General features: G+C 63.9%; 19 protein-coding genes. 12 read left to right on the forward strand and 7 right to left on the reverse strand.

Annotation, left to right across the window (positions count from 1 at the left end):
• Positions 1-34 precede the first annotated feature (34 nt).
• The 4 genes from AT984_RS04860 to AT984_RS04875 are packed head-to-tail and all read left to right on the forward strand — an operon-like array spanning position 35 to position 3,853.
• The gene (locus AT984_RS04860; protein WP_197418247.1) at positions 35-1,954 is read left to right on the forward strand and encodes a M3 family metallopeptidase; all 1,920 of its coding nucleotides are present in this window, start codon (positions 35-37) and stop codon (positions 1,952-1,954) included.
• A complete protein-coding gene (locus AT984_RS04865; RefSeq protein WP_058722095.1) occupies positions 1,954-2,460 on the forward strand; it encodes a YgjP-like metallopeptidase domain-containing protein in 507 nt (168 codons plus the stop codon). Before AT984_RS04860 ends, AT984_RS04865 begins: the two co-directional genes overlap by 1 nt.
• Entirely contained in the window at positions 2,457-3,470 is a 1,014-nt protein-coding gene (locus AT984_RS04870) for a tRNA dihydrouridine synthase (RefSeq protein WP_231741525.1), read from the forward strand. The genes AT984_RS04865 and AT984_RS04870 overlap by 4 nt, the downstream gene beginning before the upstream one ends.
• A complete protein-coding gene (locus AT984_RS04875) occupies positions 3,467-3,853 on the forward strand; it encodes a translation initiation factor Sui1 (protein ID WP_058719130.1) in 387 nt (128 codons plus the stop codon). The genes AT984_RS04870 and AT984_RS04875 overlap by 4 nt, the downstream gene beginning before the upstream one ends.
• Before the next feature lie 55 nt (positions 3,854-3,908).
• On the opposite strand, the gene AT984_RS04880 is transcribed toward AT984_RS04875, so the two are convergent.
• The gene (locus AT984_RS04880) at positions 3,909-5,675 is read right to left on the reverse strand and encodes a sensor histidine kinase (RefSeq protein ID WP_058719131.1); all 1,767 of its coding nucleotides are present in this window, start codon (positions 5,673-5,675) and stop codon (positions 3,909-3,911) included.
• 224 nt (positions 5,676-5,899) lie between these two features.
• Here AT984_RS04880 and dbpA point away from each other — a divergent pair, with 224 nt between their 5' ends.
• The gene (gene dbpA / locus AT984_RS04885) at positions 5,900-7,318 is read left to right on the forward strand and encodes an ATP-dependent RNA helicase DbpA (protein WP_058719132.1); all 1,419 of its coding nucleotides are present in this window, start codon (positions 5,900-5,902) and stop codon (positions 7,316-7,318) included.
• A gap of 203 nt (positions 7,319-7,521) precedes the next feature.
• Positions 7,522-7,746 (forward strand): hypothetical protein, encoded by a 225-nt coding sequence (locus tag AT984_RS04890; protein ID WP_335338585.1) that lies wholly within the window; start codon positions 7,522-7,524, stop codon positions 7,744-7,746.
• A gap of 86 nt (positions 7,747-7,832) precedes the next feature.
• Here the strand turns inward: AT984_RS04890 and AT984_RS04895 are convergent, their stop codons facing one another.
• The 6 genes from AT984_RS04895 to AT984_RS04920 all read right to left on the reverse strand — a co-directional run bounded on the left by AT984_RS04895 (position 7,833) and on the right by AT984_RS04920 (position 15,015).
• The gene (locus AT984_RS04895; protein WP_058719134.1) at positions 7,833-9,635 is read right to left on the reverse strand and encodes a glutamine--tRNA ligase/YqeY domain fusion protein; all 1,803 of its coding nucleotides are present in this window, start codon (positions 9,633-9,635) and stop codon (positions 7,833-7,835) included.
• A gap of 152 nt (positions 9,636-9,787) precedes the next feature.
• Entirely contained in the window at positions 9,788-10,594 is an 807-nt protein-coding gene (locus AT984_RS04900; RefSeq protein WP_058719135.1) for a MipA/OmpV family protein, read from the reverse strand.
• A 64-nt stretch (positions 10,595-10,658) separates the two neighbouring features.
• Entirely contained in the window at positions 10,659-11,501 is an 843-nt protein-coding gene (locus AT984_RS04905; RefSeq protein ID WP_058719136.1) for a LytR/AlgR family response regulator transcription factor, read from the reverse strand.
• A 43-nt stretch (positions 11,502-11,544) separates the two neighbouring features.
• Positions 11,545-12,660, reverse strand: coding sequence for a sensor histidine kinase (locus AT984_RS04910; protein WP_058719137.1), 1,116 nt, complete (start codon positions 12,658-12,660; stop codon positions 11,545-11,547).
• A gap of 98 nt (positions 12,661-12,758) precedes the next feature.
• On the reverse strand, positions 12,759-13,313 hold the full coding sequence (locus AT984_RS04915) for a DUF6622 family protein (RefSeq protein WP_058719138.1): 555 nt from the start codon (positions 13,311-13,313) through the stop codon (positions 12,759-12,761).
• Between the two features lie 160 nt (positions 13,314-13,473).
• Positions 13,474-15,015, reverse strand: coding sequence for a helicase HerA-like domain-containing protein (locus tag AT984_RS04920; RefSeq protein WP_058719139.1), 1,542 nt, complete (start codon positions 15,013-15,015; stop codon positions 13,474-13,476).
• A gap of 87 nt (positions 15,016-15,102) precedes the next feature.
• Here AT984_RS04920 and AT984_RS04925 point away from each other — a divergent pair, with 87 nt between their 5' ends.
• Genes AT984_RS04925 through rsfS form a run of 6 tightly spaced genes read left to right on the forward strand, consistent with a single transcriptional unit; the run spans position 15,103 to position 20,103 of the window.
• Complete coding sequence (locus AT984_RS04925) at positions 15,103-15,828, forward strand: YebC/PmpR family DNA-binding transcriptional regulator (RefSeq protein ID WP_058719140.1); 726 nt, start codon at positions 15,103-15,105, stop codon at positions 15,826-15,828.
• Entirely contained in the window at positions 15,825-17,105 is a 1,281-nt protein-coding gene (purD, locus tag AT984_RS04930; protein ID WP_058719141.1) for a phosphoribosylamine--glycine ligase, read from the forward strand. The genes AT984_RS04925 and purD overlap by 4 nt, the downstream gene beginning before the upstream one ends.
• On the forward strand, positions 17,102-17,746 hold the full coding sequence (locus AT984_RS04935) for a 1-acyl-sn-glycerol-3-phosphate acyltransferase (RefSeq protein ID WP_082679794.1): 645 nt from the start codon (positions 17,102-17,104) through the stop codon (positions 17,744-17,746). Before purD ends, AT984_RS04935 begins: the two co-directional genes overlap by 4 nt.
• A gap of 2 nt (positions 17,747-17,748) precedes the next feature.
• Positions 17,749-18,684, forward strand: coding sequence for an oxygen-dependent coproporphyrinogen oxidase (gene hemF / locus AT984_RS04940; RefSeq protein ID WP_058719143.1), 936 nt, complete (start codon positions 17,749-17,751; stop codon positions 18,682-18,684).
• On the forward strand, positions 18,675-19,289 hold the full coding sequence (nadD, locus tag AT984_RS04945) for a nicotinate-nucleotide adenylyltransferase (RefSeq protein ID WP_058719144.1): 615 nt from the start codon (positions 18,675-18,677) through the stop codon (positions 19,287-19,289). The genes hemF and nadD overlap by 10 nt, the downstream gene beginning before the upstream one ends.
• A 7-nt stretch (positions 19,290-19,296) precedes the next feature.
• Positions 19,297-20,103 carry a ribosome silencing factor gene (gene rsfS / locus AT984_RS04950; RefSeq protein ID WP_058719145.1) on the forward strand — a complete coding sequence of 269 codons (807 nt, stop codon included), beginning with the start codon at positions 19,297-19,299 and terminating at the stop codon, positions 20,101-20,103.
• Positions 20,104-20,111 lie beyond the last annotated feature (8 nt).

The following is a 20,111-nucleotide window of genomic DNA, read 5'->3' on the forward strand; positions in this document are numbered from 1 at the left end:
GCGCTAAGCTGCCGGCTTTGCCGACTCTCCGCCCATGCCCACCATGCTGCAAGCCGCCCGCGACTACTTCAATCAGCTGAACGAGCGTTACAACTTGGTTCACAAGACCAAGGAGGAGCTGTTCTGGGCCACGTATATGGCCACCTCCGCGGATCAAGCCGGCTTCGCCGCGGCAGAGCAGGCCTTCAAGGCTTTCATCTCCGACCCCGAACAGCTGACACTGACGAGCAGCCATCTGGCGCAGCTGGAGCGGCTGGCGCAAGCACAACCAGCGCCGCAGCAGCAAGCCGACGAGCTTGCCGCCCTGCAACACGGCCTGCGCGGCTGGCTGGCCTTGTTCGAAGCCAATATCGTGGACAAGGAGGAGGGGCGAGTCTTGATGCAGGCCTTGATCGAGGCCGAAGCGGCCTTGTTCGCGAACAAGCGCGAGCTGCAGATCAAGCATTTGAACGAGCGCGGGGAGGCGGAAGTGGCCTCGCTGTCCATGCTGGCCACAAATGCCGCCACCAACCCGGTGGAGGCCTATCGGCGCAGCTCCTTCGAGGGCTTTGAGCAGATCGAGGCCTGGGTGCTGGCCAATGGCTTGCTGGACATCATCAAGCTGCGCAACCGCCTGGCCCGGGCGCTGGGGTTCAGCAATTATTTCGAACTCAAGCTGCGCAAGAACGAGCGCATGACGCCGGCCGCGCTGATGGCCATCCTCGATGACTTTGTGCAGCGCACGCAGGCCGCTCATGAGCGTTGCCTGGCCGACTTGCGCGCTCGCTTTGGTGAGCAGGCCTTGCAGCCCTGGAGTCTGCGCTTTCACAGCAGCGGCGATGTGATCCGCCGCATGGACGCCTACATGCCTTTCGGCCCGGCGCTGCGGCGTTGGGTGGAGAGCTTCAAGCGCCTGGGCATTGGCTATCGCGGCGCCACCTTGCAGCTCGATTTGTTGGAGCGGCCGGGCAAATATCAAAACGGCTTTTGCCACAGCCCCGTGCCTTGCTACCTGGACGCGCAGGGCCGCTGGGTGCCGGCCGCCGTCAACTTCACCGCCACTGCCAAACCCGATCAGCTGGGCAGCGGCCTGCGCGGCATCAACACCTTGTTCCACGAGGGCGGGCATGCGGCGCATATGTCGAATGTGGCGCAAAACTCGCCGTGCTTCGCCCAGGAGTTCGCGCCCACCTCGATGGCTTATGCCGAGACGCAGTCGATGTTCTGCGACAGCCTTTTGAACGATGCCGATTGGCTCAAGCGTTATGCCAAGAATGCGGCTGGCGAAGCCATGCCGGACGAGCTGATCCACGCCCGCATCGCCAGCAGCCAGCCGATGCGCGCTTTTGAAGAACGCTCGATTGCCGTCGTGCCCTACTTCGAGGCCGCGCTCTACGCCATGGCGGATGAGGAATTGACGGCCGACGCCGTGCTGGCCCTGGCCCGCGCCACCGAGCTGCGGGTGCTGGGCGTGGTCAGCCCACGGCCCATGCTGGCGATTCCGCATCTGCTCAACCAGGAATCGGCGGCCTCTTACCAGGGCTATTTATTGGCCCATATGGCGGTCTATCAGACGCGCGCGCATTTCCTGAAGCAGCACGGCTATCTGTGCGACAACCCGGCCATCGGACCGGCTTTGCGTGAGCATTTCTGGGTGCCCGGCAACAGCATCGACCACGACGCCACGCTGCGCAGCCTGACCGGCGAGGGCTTCTCGGCCCGCTATCTGGCCGAGGCCTGCAATGAGTCGGTGACTGAGGCCTGGGCGCGTGAACAGCGCAGTTTGGCCGCCGCTGAGGCCCGTGTCCAATCGCCTGTACAGGCACCGCTTGCGCATTCCTCCCTGGATGCGCAGATCCGCGTGATCCATGGGGCTGAGCTGATCGCCGACAATATGCAGGGTGACGACGCCATGTGTGCGGCCTTTGAGGGCTGGGTGGCGCGGCACTTTCCCGCCTCTCCAGCCCTGCCGTGATCCCGCCTCTCAAATATCTCAGTGGCTATTCGCCCGAACTGCAAGCCCAGGTCCATCAGCTGATTGCCAGTGACCGCCTGGGCGCCACCTTGGCGCGGCGCTACCCCGAAGTCAACGAGGTGCGCAGCGACACGGCCTTGTTCGACTACACCCAAGCCCTCAAGCAGCGCTTTTTGCGCAGCTCGGAGCCGCTGGCCAAGGTTTGCTTTGATGCCAAATTAAAGGTCATCCAGCATGCCCTGGGCACCCATACCCGCGCCTCGCGGGTGCAGGGCAGCAAGCTCAAGGCCAAGCGCGAGATTCGCGTGGCTACGCTATTCCGTGAGGCGCCGGCAGAGTTTTTGAAAATGATCGTGGTGCATGAGTTGGCGCACCTGAAGGAGTTGGATCACAACAAGGCCTTTTATCAACTCTGCCAGCATATGGAGCCCAATTACGGACAGCTGGAGTTTGATCTGCGCCTGTATCTGACCCATCTGGACTTGCAAGCCGGGAGTGCCGCATGATTTTGCTGGCGCCGATGGAAGGCCTGCTCGACCACATGCTGCGCGACGCGCTGACGCAGGTGGGCGGGGTGGACCGCTGTGTCTCCGAGTTCATCCGCATCACCGATATGTTGATGCCTAACCGTGTCTTCACCCGCATCGTGCCGGAGCTGCTCAACGGCGGCATGACGGCGGCCGGGGTGCCGGTGCGCGCCCAGCTGCTGGGCTCGGACGTGAACTGCATGGCTGAGAACGCGGCCAAGCTGGCGGCCCTGGGGCCAGCTGGCATTGATTTGAACTTCGGCTGCCCGGCCAAATGCGTCAATTTGCATCGGGGCGGGGCGGTGCTGCTGGACGAACCCGAGTTGATAGGCCAAATCGTCGCGGCCGTGCGCCGCGCCATGCCGGCCGAAATGCCCTTGTCCGCCAAGATGCGCCTGGGCTATATGGACTATTCCCGCACCCTGGACTGCGCGCTGGCGATGGTGGAAGCCGGCGCCGAAGAGTTGGTGATCCATGCCCGCAGCAAGGCCGATGGCTACAAGCCGCCCGCTTACTGGGACCGCATTGCTGAGGTGCGCGCGGCGGTGGGCGTGCCGGTGGTCGCCAATGGCGAGATCTGGACCCCGGCCGACGCCGCCAATTGCCGTGCACAAAGCGGCTGCGACGATTTGATGCTGGGCCGCGGCATGGTGGCCAACCCGGGCCTGGCCTTGGCGATCCGCAACCCCGATGCGGCGCCGCTGACATGGGCACAGCTGCTGCCCCTGATGCAGGTGTTTTTCGCCCAGGTGCAGCGCCATGTGGCGCATCGCCACCAGGCCGGCCGGCTCAAGCAATGGCTGCACTATTTGCGCCGACATTACCCCGAGGCTGAAGAAGCCTATCTGCGCCTGCGCACCCTCAACTCACCCGAGGAGCTGGCGCTGCAGATGTTCGGCCCGGCGCCCTTGCAGCCGGTGGCGCAAGCGCGGGTGGAAGTGAGCGAGCCGGCCGGCGAGTTGGAACAGGAAGAAAGCTGCATCGCATGAGCAAGTCAAACAATAAATCTCTCTCTGGCCTGGGCGCGCTGAGCGGCCTGGTCTATTCCACCGAAACCGGTCGCACCTGCCCGGAATGCCGCCAGGCCAAGGCCGACTGCCGCTGCGGCCGCCCGGTGCTGCCCAAGGGCGACGGCATTGTGCGCGTCTCGCGCGAAACCAAGGGCCGCGCCGGCAAGGGCGTCACCCTGGTCAAAGGTGTGCTGCTGGCCGAGCCCGAGCTGATTGCTCTGGGCAAGGAGCTGAAGGCCGCTTGCGGCTCCGGCGGCACCGTCAAAGACGGCGTGATCGAGGTGCAGGGCGACCACCGCGAGCGGGTGATTGAGTTGTTGAAGAAAAAAGGCACTTGGACGGTCAAGCAAGCCGGCGGTTGAGGCCTCGGGCCCATGCTTGGCTGATGGCCACAGGCCGGCTTCGAGCAGGCGCCGATCAGCGGGGCTGAATCGGTAGGCTCAGCGTGAATCGCGCGCCATGCCCCAGCTTGGAGTGCACGCTCAGCTGGCCCTTCATCAACTCGGCCAGGCCACGCGACAAGGCCAGGCCTAGGCCGGTGCCGCCATGTTCGGTGCTGATCAGCGCATGGGCTTGGCGGAACTTTTCAAAGATGGTCTGCTGCACGTTCGCGGGAATGCCCGGCCCGGTGTCGTCCACATGAAAGACGATGCAGCCGGGCTGCATTTCCGCCGACAGCGTCACGCTGCCCTCGGTGGTGAATTTGATGGCGTTGGAGAGCAGGTTGTTGAGGATCTGCTTGAGCCGCAAGCTGTCGCAATTCAAGGTGGCCGGCAGCGTCTCGTCGATGCGAACCTGCAGGTCCAGGCCCTTGTTGCCGGCCGAGATGGCAAAGAAATCGGCGCAGCCCTGCAATAGGGCGCGAGGGTCCACCACTTCCTGATTCAGCCGCATGCCGCCGGCCTCAACCTTGGCGAGGTCAAGAATCTCGGTCAGCAGGGTGCTGAGGTGTTCGGCACCTTTGCGGATCAAGCCGGCCTGCTTGCGGAATTTAGGGTCCTCCAGCCGCTGCTCCATCAACTCGGCAAAACCGCGAATACTGGTCAGGGGCGTGCGCAACTCGTGTGACATGGCCGCCAGGAACTCGCTCTTGGCCTGGTTGGCTGCCTGGGCTTGAGCCTCGCTGCGGCGCAGGGCGGCGGTGCTGCGTTCTTGCCGCCGCAGGCTGCTCACCAGGCCGGCGGCGGCGGCCGTGATCAGAAGGCTGAGCAGCAAGGTCAGCACCACGGTCGCAATGGCGGCGTTGCGCCAGTGCGCCAGCGCCTCATCTTGGCCCACCGAAATCAGCAGATAGAGCGGGTACTTGTTGGTATGGCGGGAGGTGACGAGGCGCGCGACGCCATCGACCGAGCCGTAGCCGATCAAGCTGGCTTCCTCCTTGCCCAAGGCTTGCAGGGCAAAGGCCGAATTGGGCGGCAAGGCGGCGCCCTGTTTGGCGGCCTTGCCGCCAATCACCCGTGCGCGGATGACCAGGTCGTGGCCGATCAAGGTCACGCCACCCTCGCGCCCCAGGTCAACGCGCCGGAACACTTCTTCAAAATAGCTGGGGTCCAGCGAGGCCACGACCACGCCCAGCAAACGGCCCCTGGGGTCGGTGATGCGCCGGGACAGCTGGATGGTCCATTTATTCGACACCTTGCCCAGCACTGGCGTGCTGATGTAGAGGTCATCCGGCTGCGCCAGCGGCGCCAGTAGCGGCATCGATTGCGGGGACAGGTGGATCCGCACGTGATCACGGCCGGAGAGATCAATGCCGGCCGACTTTTTTCCTGCGGGGTCCAGATTGGTGGCCACCAGGCGCCCGCTCACATCCAGCCAAGCCAGTTGGGCCAAGATCTTGGGTGCAAGGCCCGTCTCATTGGCAAAGCGCACCAGATCGTCCGGCTCCGCCCGGCCGCTGGCAATCCCGTCGCGGGCGCGCAGGGTGGCTTGGTTGCTGGCTTCGAGCACGCGCTCGGTCTGCTCCTCAAAAGCACGGGCCAGATTGGCGTTTTGCTGGAACTGGTTGTCGATGGCGTCTTGGCGACGCAGCCAGAGCAGGCTGCTGATCGAGATCCAGGCCAGCACAATCACCAACGCGGCAATCAGCATCACCCGGCGCTGCAGGCGCAGTGCCTGGACTTCGGCCCGGTTATCGAGCTCGAGGGTGGAGGGCATCGGCGGCGCGACGTCGGCTTCTGTCATGGCATCCCTGGGTGGCTGCGACCTTGGGCATGAACCCCGGACGCGCTGGCTCGGGGCAAGACGAGACGGCGTGCCACGTCGGTGCGCGCTGTATGCCGTCTAGTCTTGATGATAGCCAGACAATGGCCGCCGAATTGGCGTTTATTGCCCATGTTCTTGCTGTCAAAAGAACGGAAAGAAGCGCAAAAAACCGTCCACTGCGGCCAAGCAGGGATAATCAGTCGATGAACGCCTCCACCGACAAACTCTCTTTCGCTCAACTTCCCTTGAGCGCGGCCATGCAGGCCAACCTAGCGCAGCTGGGCTATAACCAGATGACGCCTATCCAGGCCGCTAGCCTGCCCTTGGCTTTGGCCGGCCAGGATTTGATTGCCCAGGCGCAAACCGGCAGTGGCAAGACCGCCGCCTTCTCGCTGGCGCTGCTGCACAAGCTGGACGCCGCCCGCTTCGATGTGCAAGCCCTGGTGCTGTGCCCGACCCGCGAGTTGGCGGACCAGGTCACCCAGGAGATCCGTCGCCTGGCGCGCGCTGCCGACAATATCAAGGTGCTGACCCTGTGCGGCGGCTCGCCAATGAAGCCGCAGATGGACAGCCTGGGTTTTGGCTGCCATATCGCCGTGGGCACACCCGGCCGGGTGATGGACCATCTGGAGCGCGGCAGCCTGAATCTGGCCGCCTTGAATACCTTGGTGCTGGACGAAGCCGACCGCATGTTGGACATGGGCTTCTTTGACGACATCGTCACCGTTGCCAAGCAAGCACCCAAGAAGCGCCAGACCTTGCTGTTCTCTGCCACCTATCCGGAAGGTATTGCCAAGCTGAGCGCGCAGTTCATGCGTGAGCCCAAGGAGGTCAAGCTGAACACGGCCGCCGTGCAGGCACCGACCAGCATTCGCCAACTGGCGTTTGAGGTCACCGAGGCCGAGCGTCTGCACGCTGTGTCTTTGCTGCTGAACCATTTCCGCCCGGCCAGCACGATTGCGTTTTGCAATACCAAGGCGCAGTGCCGTGATCTGGTCGAGGTGCTGAGCGGCCAGGGCTTTGTGGCCATGGCCTTGCATGGCGATTTGGAGCAGCGTGACCGCGACCAAGTGCTGATCCAGTTTGCCAACCGCAGCTGCTCGGTGCTGGTAGCGACCGATGTGGCGGCGCGTGGCCTGGACATTGCCCAGCTGGAGTGCGTGATCAATGTCGAGGTGACGCCCGATATGGAAGTGCACACCCACCGTATCGGCCGCACCGGGCGGGCTGGCGCTGAAGGCCTGGCGCTCAGCCTGGCCAGCCTGGATGAGATGGGCCGCATCGGCCGCATCGAGCAGATGCAGGGCTATCCCTTTGTCTGGCAAGGGCTTGAGACGCTCACGCCCAGCGCTGGTGGTGCTTTGCAGCCGCCGATGGATACCTTGCAGATCCTCGGTGGCCGTAAGGAAAAGATCCGCCCCGGCGACATCCTGGGCGCGCTGACCGGTGAGGCAGGCTTCAAGTTCGAGCAGGTCGGCAAGATCAATATCACCGAATTCCACAGCTATGTGGCGGTGGAGCGCAGCATTGCCCGCGAGGCGGTCAAGCGCTTGTCAGACGGCAAGCTCAAGGGCCGCAAGGTCAAGGTGCGGCGCATGGCCGATCTGGTCGAGCTGAGCTGAGTTGATCTGAGCGGCGGCAGCCCAAACCGGGCCGCCTGCCAACCACCGACATTCGTGACAAATTCGTGTCGGTGCGATTCCTAGTGCACGCGTAGGCGTTCGCCGACGTTATTTCGAGACGTATGCACATGGTGCCCCCCTTATCTGGGGCCTAGTCTTGCATCACGGTGCCGGAGAGTATCTCGGCAGCGTGGGAGTAAATGATGGATATGAATTCTTTAGACGTACCGGAGCAGCAAGCGAGCCAGTTTGAGCTGCGTTTTCAGTCGCTGTTTCACACCGGCAAGGCCTTGGCCTTCCCCTGCAATGCACGCGGCGATGTGCAGCTTGATGCGCTCAGCGCCAAGGCTTTAGAGAACTATCTCTTCGCCCGGGCGGTGGTGGGGCGTGAATACGCGTCGCCCGAGGTTCAGGCCTGCGAGGGCTGAAGCCGAACCCAAAGGGCAATAGAAAGTAAGGACGAAAAAAATGCCGAAGTTTCAGCTTCGGCATTTTTGTTTTGCAGCCTCAGGGCTTATTTGCCCCAGCCGTCGCGCAGACCGGTGATCTTGTTGAACACCGGCTTGTCGGCACGGTGGTCAACACGGTCGCTGACGAAGTAACCGTGGCGCTCAAACTGCACTTGCTGTGCAGCCGGCCAGGCGGCCAGTGAAGGCTCCAAATAACCCGTCACCACACGGCAGCTATTGGGGTTGAGCGCGGCGATGAAATCGCCTTCGCCGGCATCCGGCTGGGCCTCGGTGAACAGGCGGTCGTAGAGGCGCAGCTCGGCCGCCACGGCTTCATGCGCGCCCACCCAAGTGATCACGCCCTTGACCTTGACGCTGTCCGCGCCCGGTGTGCCGCTCTTGGTGTCGGGCACCACATTGGCCAGCACGGCGGTGACCTTGCCATCGGCATCCTTCTCGCAGCCGGTGCACTCGATCACATAGCCGTACTTCAGGCGGGTCTTGTTGCCGGGGAAGAGGCGGTGATAGCCCTTGCTGGGCACTTCCATGAAGTCTTCTTGCTCAACCCAGACCTCGGGGCCCAGGGTGAACTGGCGCGTGCCCATTTCGGGGTGATGCGGGTGGGCAGGGGCGCTGCAGGGCTCACGGTGCTCGGCGCTGCCAAACAGCTCGGCCCAGTTGCTGAGCTTGAGCTTGAGTGGGTCCAGCACCGCGCTGGCGCGGGCGGCCTTGCCTTCGAGGTCGGTACGCAAGCAGCCGTCCAGCACCGAGTAGTCCAGCCAGGCATTGCTCTTGGTCACGCCGGTGGCTTCGACCATATTGCGGATGCTCTCTGGCGTGTAGCCGCGGCGGCGCATGCCCACCAGGGTCGGCAGGCGGGGGTCGTCCCAGCCTGTGACATGGCCTTCGTCCACCAACTGGCGCAGTTTGCGCTTGCTGGTGACGACATAGCTCAGGTTCAGGCGGCCAAATTCGTACTGCTTGGGCAGCGGATGGGTCAGCAGGCCGCCATCAGCCAATTTGCCCAGCAACCAGTCGTAGAAGGGGCGCTGGTCTTCAAACTCCAGCGTGCAGATGCTGTGGGTGATGCGCTCCAGCGCGTCTTCGATCGGGTGCGCGAAGGTGTACATCGGGTAGATGCACCATTGGTCGCCGGTGTTGTGGTGGGTGGCGCGGCGGATGCGGTAGAGCGCCGGGTCCCGCATATTGATGTTCGGCGAGGCCATATCGATCTTGGCGCGCAAAATCATCGAGCCGTCGGCGTGCAGGCCGTCTTTCATTTCCTGCAAGCGAAGCAAATTGGCCTCGGGCGTGCGGTCGCGGAAAGGGCTGTTGACGCCGGGCTTGCTGAAATCGCCGCGGTTGGCGCGCATTTCTTCGGGCGTTTGCTCGTCCACATAGGCCAAGCCCGCGCTGACCAAATACTCGGCCGCGCTGTACATGAAGTCGAAGTAATTGCTGGCGTAAAACAGGTGCGAGTGGCTCTGGCCCGCAGCGTCCGTCACGTCCCATTTCCAGCCCAGCCAGGCGACCATTTCCTTGATCGCGTCGACGTATTCCTGCTCTTCTTTTTCGGGATTGGTGTCGTCGAAGCGGAGATGGCAGATGCCGCCGTAGTCACGCGCCAGACCGAAGTTCAGGCAGATGCTTTTGGCGTGGCCGATGTGCAGATAGCCATTGGGCTCGGGCGGGAAACGGGTGCGAATCTTGGCGGCGTCCAGGGGGCCGGCCGCGTGGTGAGCGGCGTCGCCCGGTGTGCCGGCGAAGTGGCGCCCCTGCAGCCCGCCTTGTTCCAGGTCGCGTTCAATGATGGCGCGCAGGAAATTGCTGGGCTTGACGGCGGCTGCTTCTTCGTTGGGATGGGACATCGGGTGTCTTGTGGCCGCGCAGGCGGCCCTCAGAAAAATTGGAGTGGGGGAGTGATTTTATCGGCGCGGCCGGGGCAGCAGCCCCGGCGCTCGCACAGCGGTGTGCAAAGACGCTTGCAAAGAGACTTGTAACAGGCTTGCAAGCCGGCGGATCAGAACAGGTAGCTATAGCCCAGGATGGCGGTGTAGCTGCTGGACTTCTGCGTCACCGGGCTGTTCTTGGCATCACCCTGCAACTGGCCGGCCGAGACGCCGATGGACACGCCGGCCTTCTGGCTCAGGTAATAGTTCAGCAACACATTGGCCCGCACATCGCGCACACCGGCCTTGGCTTCATGCGCGGCCAGGCCGCTGTTCTTGGCTTGTTCGGCCGAGACGCCGAAGTAGTCCTGCATATAGTCGCTGTTGACAATGCTCAGACCGGCGCCAAAGCCCAGCACCCATTGTGGCGCCAGCGGCATGTGATAGCTCAGGCCCAGATCGGCCACCAGGCCTTTTTGCTTATTGCCCGAGCCGTAGCGCAGCGAGCTGGTGAACGAGACGCTGTGGCTCAGCGCCAGGTTGTAGAAGCCGCCGATTTCGGGGCGAATCTTGATGTCGCCCAGGCCGCGCAGATGCGCGTCATCGTCCTGATCGCGGCCGGTGTCGGCGGTCAGGCGCAGGCCGTAGGCCGTGCCTTCGCTGCGCGAGAAATCGTAGCCCAGGCCGTTGCGGGTGCCGGCGAAAAAGCCATTGGCCCAGCGGTAGTCCAGGATCGGTGCGACCAGGCCTTTGTGATCCTTGGCGCCACGGTATTTATTGGCGTAAATGGCGCCCAGCCCGATGGTGCCGCCGTCTTCATTGATCTTGGCGCCGTAGTTGCGGAAAGCGTCGAATGATTGCGCTTGGGCCGCGCCACCCAGGCTGAAGCCGGCGAGCAGGGCGAGGGCAGCGAAAAGCGGGCGATTGTTCTTGCGCATGTGGAAGGGGCTCAGTGGGTTTGGAATGGCTGGCATTGTCTACGCTTTGCGTCACCCGATGGGCTCAGAGGCCTTTGAAAAGATGGGCATACATGCGGCTGACCGCGAGCTTGTCCGGCGAGCCGTGCAAATGCAGCGTCAGCTTGCCGAGCTCATCCCGCACGGCGCGGGCAATCGCGTCGCTGCGCACCACCACGCTGCGATGCACTTGCCAGAAGCGTTGGCCATCGAGTTGCGGCAGCAACTCGCGCAGCGAGATGCGGATCAGATGCTCTTTTTGCGCCGTCAGCACGCGCACATATTTGTCCGCCGCCTCGAAATAGATCACCTCGTCCACCGGCACCATCAGCACCGTGTTGCCGACCGCGACTTGCAGCAATCGCAAGGGTGGCTGGGCGGGCGCCAGCACTGCGTTGCCGCCCAGGCCTGGCGTTTGAAGCAGCTGCCGCAGCTGATCCACGGCAGCCTGCATGCTGGGCGCACCAGCGCTTTCGCCTTGGCCCTGCTGCTGGCGACGCTGCGTCAGCGCTTGCTGCAGGCGCGAGCAGGTCTGCGCCAGCCGCTCCGGCAGTACCGGCTTGAGCACATAGTCCACTGCGGCTAGGTCGAAGGCCTGCAAGGCGTATTGGTCGTAGGCGGTGACGAAGACCAGCAAGGGGAAGGGTTGCTCATCGTCCGGCCAGGCATCGGCCAGGGCGGCGGCCGCTTCCAGCCCGCTCATGCCGGGCATGCGGATGTCGAGGAAGCAGATGTCCGGCCGCAGGCGCAGGGCAGCATCGACAGCCGCTTGGCCATGCGGAGCCATGGCGCTGATGCTCAATTCGGGCCAGAGCTTGTCCAGTTCCTGGCGCAGGTTCTCGGCCAGCAGGGTTTCGTCTTCGGCGATCAGGGCGGTGGGCGGATTCATCGGGTGGCGCTAACGGGTGGTGCTGACGGGTGATGTTCGGTGATCAAACTTGTGTTGGCAGCGGCAGGCGGATGCTGGCCAGGGTGCCGCTGGCCGGGGCGGGTAGGGCGGCAATGGTCAGGCTCGCCTGGGGGCCGAATTGGGTGAGCAGGCGTTCACGCACCTGATGCAGGCCGAAGCCGCTGCCGCTCGGGCGCGGCAACGCGCTTGGCTGATAGCCCAGGCCGCTGTCTTGCACCTGCAGCAGCAATTCCGGGGCTTTTGGGGTGCCGCTGAGGCTGGCGCTGATGCGCAACTCGCCGCCGTCCAGGCTGGGTTCCAGGCCGTGTTTGATGGCGTTTTCCACCAGGGGCTGCAGCAGCAGGGGCGGCACGGGTAGCTCGGCCAGCTCGGCCGGCAGTTCCAGCCGTGGTTGCAGGCGCGCGCCCATGCGGATCTGCATCAGGGCCAGATAGTCCTGCAGCCGCGCGAACTCATCGCGCAGGGGATGGCTGCCGCTGCGCGACGCCGTTAGGGTGGCGCGCAAAAAAGCAATCAGCTGGTCCAACATGGCTTGGGCCCGCTGCGGTTCACTGCCGATCAGCACCCGCAAGGTGGCCAGGGTGTTGAACAGCATATGCGGCTCCAGCTGCGACTCCAGTAGGCGCAGCTGGTTCTCCGCCGCCAAGCGCTGGGCGGTTTGCGCCTGCACCTGGGCCGCTTGTAGGCGGCTGCGGTTGACGAAGAAATTGGTGGCCAGCACGCCCGGCAGCAGCGACACCGCCAGCATCAGCAAGCCTTGTCGCCAGTTGCCGGTGTAGAAACCATTGCCATGCAGGCCGGTCAGGGCTTCACCCACAACATTGCCCACCATGAAACCCATGGCGGTACCCAACACCAGGCAAACGATCATCAGGGGCCAGCCCGGCCATGTGGCGCGCGGCAGATGCTCAGGCCGCCAGCGGTTGATGAGGTAAGTGGCGCCGGCGCTCAGGGATTGAATCAGGGCCGAGCAGCAAATCGAGATGCACAGGCAGAAGATGAAGGACTGCAAAAAGGGCTGCCGCCACATCATGCTGACCAGTCCCGCGGCGATCAGGGCAATGATCAGCACCAGCCTGGCCTGGCGCAAGGCGCGGCCGAACAAGTCGGCGGGGATGGCGATGCCGGCCCAGCTCATAGCGGCGCTGGCTGGCGCTGGGCGCCGTGGCCGAAAAGCAGGGGCGGTGCACTCAAGATGTGTGGCGTGTGAAAGGGCATGGCAAATGAGATGGCAAGTTATGCCGGCAAGACCTGACCCCGCGGGCTTGCTGCAGTAGCTGTGGTGGATGCGGCGGAGGCTGTGCGCAGGATAGTACGTGAGCGCCCGAGCAAGGCCCCCGACAGGGCGCCGAACAAGGCGCTGAAGCTCAATGCCACGTTGGCTTTTTGCGCAAGCTCCGGGTGCATGGCCAGGCTCATGCCCAAGGCGAACTTGGCGCCGAACAGGGCCAGCATCAAGACCATTGGCAACCAGCTGCCAGGCACAAAGTAGCGGTCACGCTGGGCGTCGAAATGGCTGCCGGCCACAAGGCCAGCTAGGCCAGACAGTCGCATCAGCTGCATGCCCAACACCAGACCCAGGGCCCAGGCCAGCATCAGCACAAACTCATGGCCGAAACTGCTGCGCACACCCCAGAGCCCATAAGCCAGCCAGATCAGCGGCAGCAGCACCAGTCGGCCGCGCGGCAGGTATTGGTCGCGGCTCTGGCGCAGGCCCAGGGCCAGCAAGAGGGCCAGGAGGGCCCAAACCCAGGTGGGGACGTGACTGGGGATGGTGCTGAGTGCTTGCATGATGGCGTGGCCTGGTGTTGGCTTGTGTAGTGGTGAGTGCCGCCATCATGCGAAAGCGAGGCCCACCCGGCCAGGCGCTTGCGACAGTGCGCGCTCAGTGGGCGCGAAGTGCTCTGCACGGGCGCCAGCGGTGCGGGTTCGGTACCTGCTCCCCGGGCGATCAGCGCCGCCGGCTGCTACCGCCACCACCCAAAATGCTGCCCAGCACGCCACGGATGATCTCGCGACCTGCCGTGGAACTCATCGAGCGAATGGCCGATTTGGCGGCCGCTTCGGCCAGGCCTTCATGCCGGCCGCCACGCGGACCGGTGCTGCCGAATAAAACGTCTTTTAAGCCGCCCAGCCAGCCTTCGCCTTCTGCAGCGCTGGGTGCCGCGGTGCCGGGGGCGCCGGGCGCTGTTGCTTGGCCGGCCGCGCCGCCCTTGCCGTCGACCCGGCCCTTGAGTTTTTCGAAGGCCGATTCCCGGTCCACCATTTTTTCGTAGACCCCGGCCACCAGCGAGCCTTGAATCAGCTGCTGGCGCTGCTCGGCGCTGATCGGGCCGATTTGGCTGCCCGGTGGCAGCACAAACACCCGCTCGGTCACGCTGGGCCGGCCTTTCTCATCCAGCAGGCTGACCAGGGCTTCGCCCACGCCCAGCTCAGTAATGGCGGCGGCGACATCCAGGCCGGGGTTGGGCCGCATGGTCTCGGCCGCCGCCTTGACGGCTTTTTGGTCACGCGGGGTGAAGGCGCGCAGGGCATGCTGGACGCGGTTGCCCAGCTGGCCCAGCACGGTGTCGGGAATGTCCAGCGGGTTTTGGGTCACGAAATAGACGCCCACACCCTTGGAGCGCACCAGGCGCACGACCAGCTCAATGCGCTCGACCAGGGCGGCGGGTGCGTCTTTGAACAGCAGATGGGCTTCGTCGAAGAAGAACACCAGCTTGGGCTTGTCCAGATCGCCCACCTCGGGCAATTGCTCGAACAACTCGCTCAGCATCCAGAGCAAGAAGGTGGCGTAGAGACGCGGCGCGTTCATCAGCTTGTCGGCGGCGAGGATGTTGATCACACCCGCACCCCGCTCGGTTTGCATGAAGTCGGCAATATTGAGCATGGGCTCGCCGAAGAATTTGTCGCCGCCCTGGGTTTCGATCTGCAGCAGGCCGCGCTGAATGGCGCCAACGCTGGCGGCCGAGACATTGCCGTACTGGGTGGTGAACTGGCTGGCGTTGTCGCCCACATACTGCAGCATGGCGCGCAGGTCTTTGAGGTCCAGCAGCAGCAAGCCGTTGTCGTCGGCGATCTTGAACACCATTTGCAAGACGCCTTGCTGGGTCTCGTTCAGGTCCAGCATGCGGGCCAGCAGCAGCGGGCCCATGTCGGACACGGTGGCGCGCACCGGGTGGCCTTGCTCGCCGAACACATCCCACAGGGTGGTGGGGCAGGCCAGCGGTGTTGGGGGCTCGATGCCGCGCTCTTTTAGCGTGGCCAAGAGCTTGGCGGAAGCCGCCCCGGTCTGCGAGATGCCGGTCAGGTCGCCCTTCACGTCGGCCATGAAGACGGGGACACCCAGGCGGCTGAAGCTCTCCGCCAGGGTCTGCAGGCTGATGGTTTTGCCGGTGCCGGTGGCGCCGGTGATCAGGCCGTGGCGGTTGGCCAGGGCGGGCAGCAAAAAGCACTCAACGGTGGCGTGGCGGGCCAGCAGAATCGGGTCGGACATGGTGGGTGCGTCGCGCAAAGCTAAAATCGCAGTCTAACCAACTAAAGTGCAGGGCCTTTGTGCCTCTGCAGCAGGAGCAGGAGCCATATGGCGGGTCATTCCAAATGGGCCAATATTCAGCATCGCAAGGGCCGGCAAGACGAGAAGCGCGGCAAGATCTGGACTCGCATCATTCGCGAAATCACGGTGGCGGCACGCCACGGTGGACCTGATATCAAGGACAACCCGCGTCTGCGTTTGGCAGTGGACAAGGCCAAGGGCGCCAATATGCCCGCCGACCGCATCAAGTACAACATCGACAAGGCCTCCGGCAATCTCGATGGCGTGAACTACGAAGAAAACCGCTACGAAGGCTATGGCATCGGTGGCGCGGCCATCATCATCGACACGATGACGGACAACAAGGTCCGCACCGTGGCCGAAGTGCGTCATGCCTTCAGCAAGCATGGTGGCAATCTGGGCACCGATGGCTCGGTGTCCTTCCAGTTCAAGCATTGCGGCCAACTGGTGTTTGCGCCGGGCAGCGATGAGGACAAGATCATGGAAGTGGCGCTGGAAGCTGGCGCCGAGGATGTGATCACCGACGACGACGGCGCCATCGAGGTGCTGACCGCCCCGTTTGAATTCGAAGCGGTCAAGGACGCGCTCGAGGCCGCGGGGCTGACGGCGGAAATCGCCGGTGTCACCATGCGGGCTGAGAACACCATCGAGCTGACGGGTGAGGACGCGACGCGCATGCAAAAGCTGCTCGACGTGCTGGAAGACCTGGATGACGTGCAAGACGTTTTCCACAATGCGAGCATCAACGAATGAAGGTTCTGGTTCTGGGTAATGGCGGGCGCGAACATGCGCTGGCATGGAAGCTGGCGCAAGCCGAACGGGTCAGCCAGGTGTTTGTGGCCCCCGGTAACGGCGGCACGGCGCGTGACCCGCGTCTCAAGAACGTGCCCATCACCGACGTGAAGGCGCTGGCTGATTTCGCGACTGAGAACAAGATTGCGCTGACCGTGGTCGGCCCCGAGGCCTATTTGGCCGCCGGCGTGGTGGACGAGTTCCGTGCCCGCGGCTTGCGCATTTTTGGCCCCACCAAGGCCGCCGCTCAGCTGGAGTCGTCCAAGGCCTTCGCCAAAGACTTTATGAAGCGCCATGCCATCCCGACGGCCGAGTACGAGGTCTTCAGCGATGTGGCCGCGGCGCATTCCTATGTCGACGCCAAGGGCGCGCCCATCGTCATCAAGGCCGACGGCCTGGCAGCCGGCAAGGGCGTGGTTGTGGCCATGACCCTGGCCGAGGCGCATGAGGCGATCGACTGGATCCTGGCCGACAACAAGCTGGGCGTGGTGCACAACGAAGGTGGTGCGCGGGTTGTGATCGAGCAATTCCTGCAGGGCGAGGAAGCCAGCTTCATCGTCTTGTGCGACGGCAAGAACGTGGTGTCCCTGGCCACCAGCCAGGATCACAAACGTTTGCTGGATGGCGACGAAGGCCCGAACACCGGCGGCATGGGTGCTTACTCGCCCGCCGCGGTGGTCACGCCCAATGTGCATGCCAAGGCCATGCATGAAATCATCATGCCCACCATCCAGGGCATGGCGCGTGACGGCATTCCCTTCACCGGCTTCCTCTACGCCGGCCTGATGATCGATGCGCAAGGTCAGCCGCGCACGGTGGAGTTCAATACCCGCATGGGGGACCCCGAGACGCAGCCCATCATGATGCGGCTCAAGAGCGATCTGCTGGAAGTGCTGCTGCACGCCACCGACGGCACGCTGGATCAAGTCGAGCTGCAATGGGATCGCCGCGTCGCCTTGGGCGTGGTGATGGCGGCCGGCGGTTATCCACTGTCGCCGCGCAAGGGTGATGCCATCACCGGCCTGCCGGCCGATGCCGAAGACCATATGGTCTTCCATGCCGGTACCGCTGAGGTGGATGGTCAGCTGCGCACCTCGGGCGGACGGGTCTTGTGCGTGACCGCCCTGGGCGAGTCGGTGCGCAAGGCGCAGGCCTTGGCCTATGAGTCTCTGGTCAATATCCAGTTCGAAGGCAAGCAGTACCGCCAGGACATCGGACACCGCGCGGTGAAACGTTGAGCGGACGCGACGTTCTGCCCCAGCCGCGCTTGTTCGCGGCGGCCGACAGCCCCCAGCAACTGCGTTTGCAGGGCAGTGCCTGGGCGCAGCGCCTGCTGCGCTTGGCCGGCTGGCGCCTGGAGTTTGACGGCTTGCCGGCCAAGCAGGGCGTGATCCTGGTCTACCCGCACACCTCGAACTGGGATTTCGTGGTCGGCATCCTGGCCAAGTGGGCATTGGGTTTGCAGCTGCGTTTTTGGGCCAAGGACAGTTTGTTCCGCCTGCCCCTGTTCGGCGCCTGGGTGCGCTGGCTGGGTGGCGTGGCGGTGCGGCGCGACAGTCCTCAAGGCCTGGTGAGCGACACCGTGCAAGACATGCTGGCGGCGCAGGCTCGCGGCGAGATGTACTGGCTAGCCATGGCGCCCGAAGGCACGCGCTCGCTGGCCAAGGGCTGGCGCTCCGGCGCCTATCAGGTGGCGCTACAGGCCCAGGTGCCGGCAGGGCTGGCTTATTTCGACTACGCCAGCAAAACCATTTGCCTGCGGCAGTTCATGCTGCCGGGCGGCGACCCGGCCACCGACCTCGCGCTGATGGCGCAGACGTTCAGCGCCCAGCACGGCTTTAATCCGGCGCTGGCCAGTCCGATAAGGATGAAATCATGACGATGAACACTCAACTCGTGCGCGAGTACCTGCTTGATCTGCAGGCGAACATCGTCGCGGCCTTGCAAAAAGCCGATGGCGGCGACTTCATCAGCGACGGCTGGACACGCGAGCCCGGCGGCCGCTTGGAAGGCGATGGCCTGTCCCGCCTGATCGAAGGTGGCGCGGTGATCGAGCGCGGTGGCGTCAATTTCTCGCATGTGCGGGGTCGGGTCTTGCCGCCTTCGGCCACCCAGCATCGGCCGGAGCTGGCAGGTGCGCCGTTTGAGGCCATGGGTGTGTCGCTGGTGATCCATCCGCACAATCCTTTTGTGCCCACGGTGCATATGAATGTGCGCATGTTCGCCGCCTTGCCGGCAGATGCGCCGCCGGTGGTGTGGTTCGGCGGCGGCATGGACTTGACGCCGTATTACGGCTTCGAGCGCGATGCCCAACACTTCCACCGTGTCTGCGAACAAGCACTCAAGCCCCATGGCGAGGCGCTCTATCCGCGCTTCAAGACTTGGTGCGACGAGTATTTCTTCTTGAAGCACCGCAACGAGCCGCGTGGCATCGGCGGCATCTTTTTTGATGACTACGCCGAGGGCGGTTTTGACGCCGCCTTCGCCATGCTGCGCGATGTGGGTGACGCCTTTGTGCCGGCTTATCTGCCTATCGTCGAGCGCCGCCAGGGCTTGGCCTACACCGAGCGCGAGCGCGACTTCCAGGCCTATCGCCGGGGCCGCTATGTCGAGTTCAATCTGGTGTTTGACCGCGGCACTTTGTTCGGCCTGCAATCGGGCGGGCGTACCGAGTCGATTCTGATGTCCATGCCACCCGTGGTGAAATGGCGTTATCAGTGGGCGCCCGAAGACGGCACGCAAGAGTCCAAGCTCTACAGCGAATTCCTGCGGCCGCGCGACTGGGCGCATGAACCGGCCACCCATTTATGGTTGTGATTGCTACACGGACGGGCTTGTTCGGTGGCAGTTTTGATCCTGTTCATCTCGCGCATCTGAGCCTGGCGCATTGCGCGCTGGATCAGTTGCAGCTTGATCAACTGCTGTGGCTGCCCGCCGGGCGGCCCTGGCAGAAAACCGGGCGCGGCCTGGCTTCGCCCGAACATCGCCGGGCCATGGTGGAGCTGATGGTGGCGGGCGAGCCGCGTTTTGCGGTGGACGACAGCGAGTTGGTGCGTGACGGCGCCAGCTTCACCATCGACACCGTGCGCGGGCGGCTGGCGGCGCATCCGGGTGATGAGTTGTTCCTGGTGATTGGCCAGGACCAGTTCGCGCGCCTGCACACCTGGCGCGAGTGGCGTGCCTTGGTGGGCCTGGTCACGGTGGCGGTAGCTGCACGTGCGGGTCAAGAAATTCAGGCTTCGGCCGAGATGCTGGCTGAGGAGCCGGCATTGCTGCAAAAAGTTCACAAGCTGGCGATGCCAGAGTTGTGCATTTCATCAACCCAAGTGCGCGAGATGGCTGCCCGCGCTGAGGACATCCGCCCCTTGGTGGGCAATGCGGTCGCGGGGTATATTGCCCAGCACCGTCTCTACAGTGAGTAATACCTGAATGGACATTCGTAAGTTGCAACGCGCCATCGTCGATGGTTTGGAAGATGTGAAGGCCCAGAACATTCTGGTCTTCAACACCGAGCACCTGTCGCCGCTGTTCGAGCGCGTCATCATCGCCTCGGGCACCAGCAATCGCCAGACCAAGGCCTTGGCCTCCAGCGTGCGCGTGACCGTCAAAGAGCGCGGCATGCAAGTGCTGCGCTGCGAGGGCGAAGAGAATGGCGAATGGATCATCGTGGACTGCGGCGCCGCCGTGGTGCATGTGATGCAGCCGGCCATCCGTGACTACTACCACCTGGAGGAAATCTGGGGCGGCAAGCTGGTCAGCATGAAGTTGAACGATGGCGAGACCAAGCTGGTCAAGGCCTCCGACGACGAAGCCGCACCGAAGAAGAAGGTTCGCGCCAGCGCCAAGGAAGAAGCACTCAAGGGCCCGGTGAAGTTGCCGGTCAAGAAGCCTGCTGCCAAGAAGACGGCCGCGTCCGAAGCCAAGCCTGCTGCCAAGAAGGTTGTGGCCAAGAAGGGCGTGACTCGCACCGTGGGCGTCAAGACCCCGGTGGACAAGGTCATCAAGGTCGGCGCGCCCAAGCCCGCCACCAAGAAGGCTGCCGTCAAGTCCGCTTCCGCCAAGACGGCGGCGGTGAAGCGTCCTGCTGCGAAGTCGGCCGCCAAGCCTGCAGCCAAAACGCCAGTCAAGGCTGCCGCCAAGCCCGCCGTGAAGGCCGCTGCCGCCAAGAAGCCCGCCGCCACCAAGGCTGCTGCAGTCAAGAAGCCGGCAGCCAAGAAGGCAGCACCGCGCGGCTGATTGACGGT

Source organism: Paucibacter sp. KCTC 42545 (assembly GCF_001477625.1).
Classification (GTDB): domain Bacteria; phylum Pseudomonadota; class Gammaproteobacteria; order Burkholderiales; family Burkholderiaceae_C; genus Paucibacter_A.

Bases quoted from the DNA above. Each gene is read 5' to 3' on its own strand.
- AT984_RS04880 (WP_058719131.1), bottom strand. From the start codon at position 5,675: ATGACAGAAGCCGACGTCGCGCCGCCGATGCCCTCCACCCTCGAGCTC.
- AT984_RS04915 (WP_058719138.1), bottom strand. From the start codon at position 13,313: ATGCAAGCACTCAGCACCATCCCCAGTCACGTCCCCACCTGGGTTTGG.
- dbpA (WP_058719132.1), top strand. From the start codon at position 5,900: ATGAACGCCTCCACCGACAAACTCTCTTTCGCTCAACTTCCCTTGAGC.
- AT984_RS04875 (WP_058719130.1), top strand. From the start codon at position 3,467: ATGAGCAAGTCAAACAATAAATCTCTCTCTGGCCTGGGCGCGCTGAGC.
- AT984_RS04910 (WP_058719137.1), bottom strand. From the start codon at position 12,660: ATGAGCTGGGCCGGCATCGCCATCCCCGCCGACTTGTTCGGCCGCGCC.
- AT984_RS04870 (WP_231741525.1), top strand. From the start codon at position 2,457: ATGATTTTGCTGGCGCCGATGGAAGGCCTGCTCGACCACATGCTGCGC.
- nadD (WP_058719144.1), top strand. From the start codon at position 18,675: ATGGTTGTGATTGCTACACGGACGGGCTTGTTCGGTGGCAGTTTTGAT.
- AT984_RS04860 (WP_197418247.1), top strand. From the start codon at position 35: ATGCCCACCATGCTGCAAGCCGCCCGCGACTACTTCAATCAGCTGAAC.
- rsfS (WP_058719145.1), top strand. From the start codon at position 19,297: ATGGACATTCGTAAGTTGCAACGCGCCATCGTCGATGGTTTGGAAGAT.
- AT984_RS04905 (WP_058719136.1), bottom strand. From the start codon at position 11,501: ATGAATCCGCCCACCGCCCTGATCGCCGAAGACGAAACCCTGCTGGCC.
- AT984_RS04925 (WP_058719140.1), top strand. From the start codon at position 15,103: ATGGCGGGTCATTCCAAATGGGCCAATATTCAGCATCGCAAGGGCCGG.
- AT984_RS04890 (WP_335338585.1), top strand. From the start codon at position 7,522: ATGGATATGAATTCTTTAGACGTACCGGAGCAGCAAGCGAGCCAGTTT.
- hemF (WP_058719143.1), top strand. From the start codon at position 17,749: ATGAACACTCAACTCGTGCGCGAGTACCTGCTTGATCTGCAGGCGAAC.
- AT984_RS04900 (WP_058719135.1), bottom strand. From the start codon at position 10,594: ATGCGCAAGAACAATCGCCCGCTTTTCGCTGCCCTCGCCCTGCTCGCC.
- AT984_RS04920 (WP_058719139.1), bottom strand. From the start codon at position 15,015: ATGTCCGACCCGATTCTGCTGGCCCGCCACGCCACCGTTGAGTGCTTT.
- AT984_RS04895 (WP_058719134.1), bottom strand. From the start codon at position 9,635: ATGTCCCATCCCAACGAAGAAGCAGCCGCCGTCAAGCCCAGCAATTTC.
- purD (WP_058719141.1), top strand. From the start codon at position 15,825: ATGAAGGTTCTGGTTCTGGGTAATGGCGGGCGCGAACATGCGCTGGCA.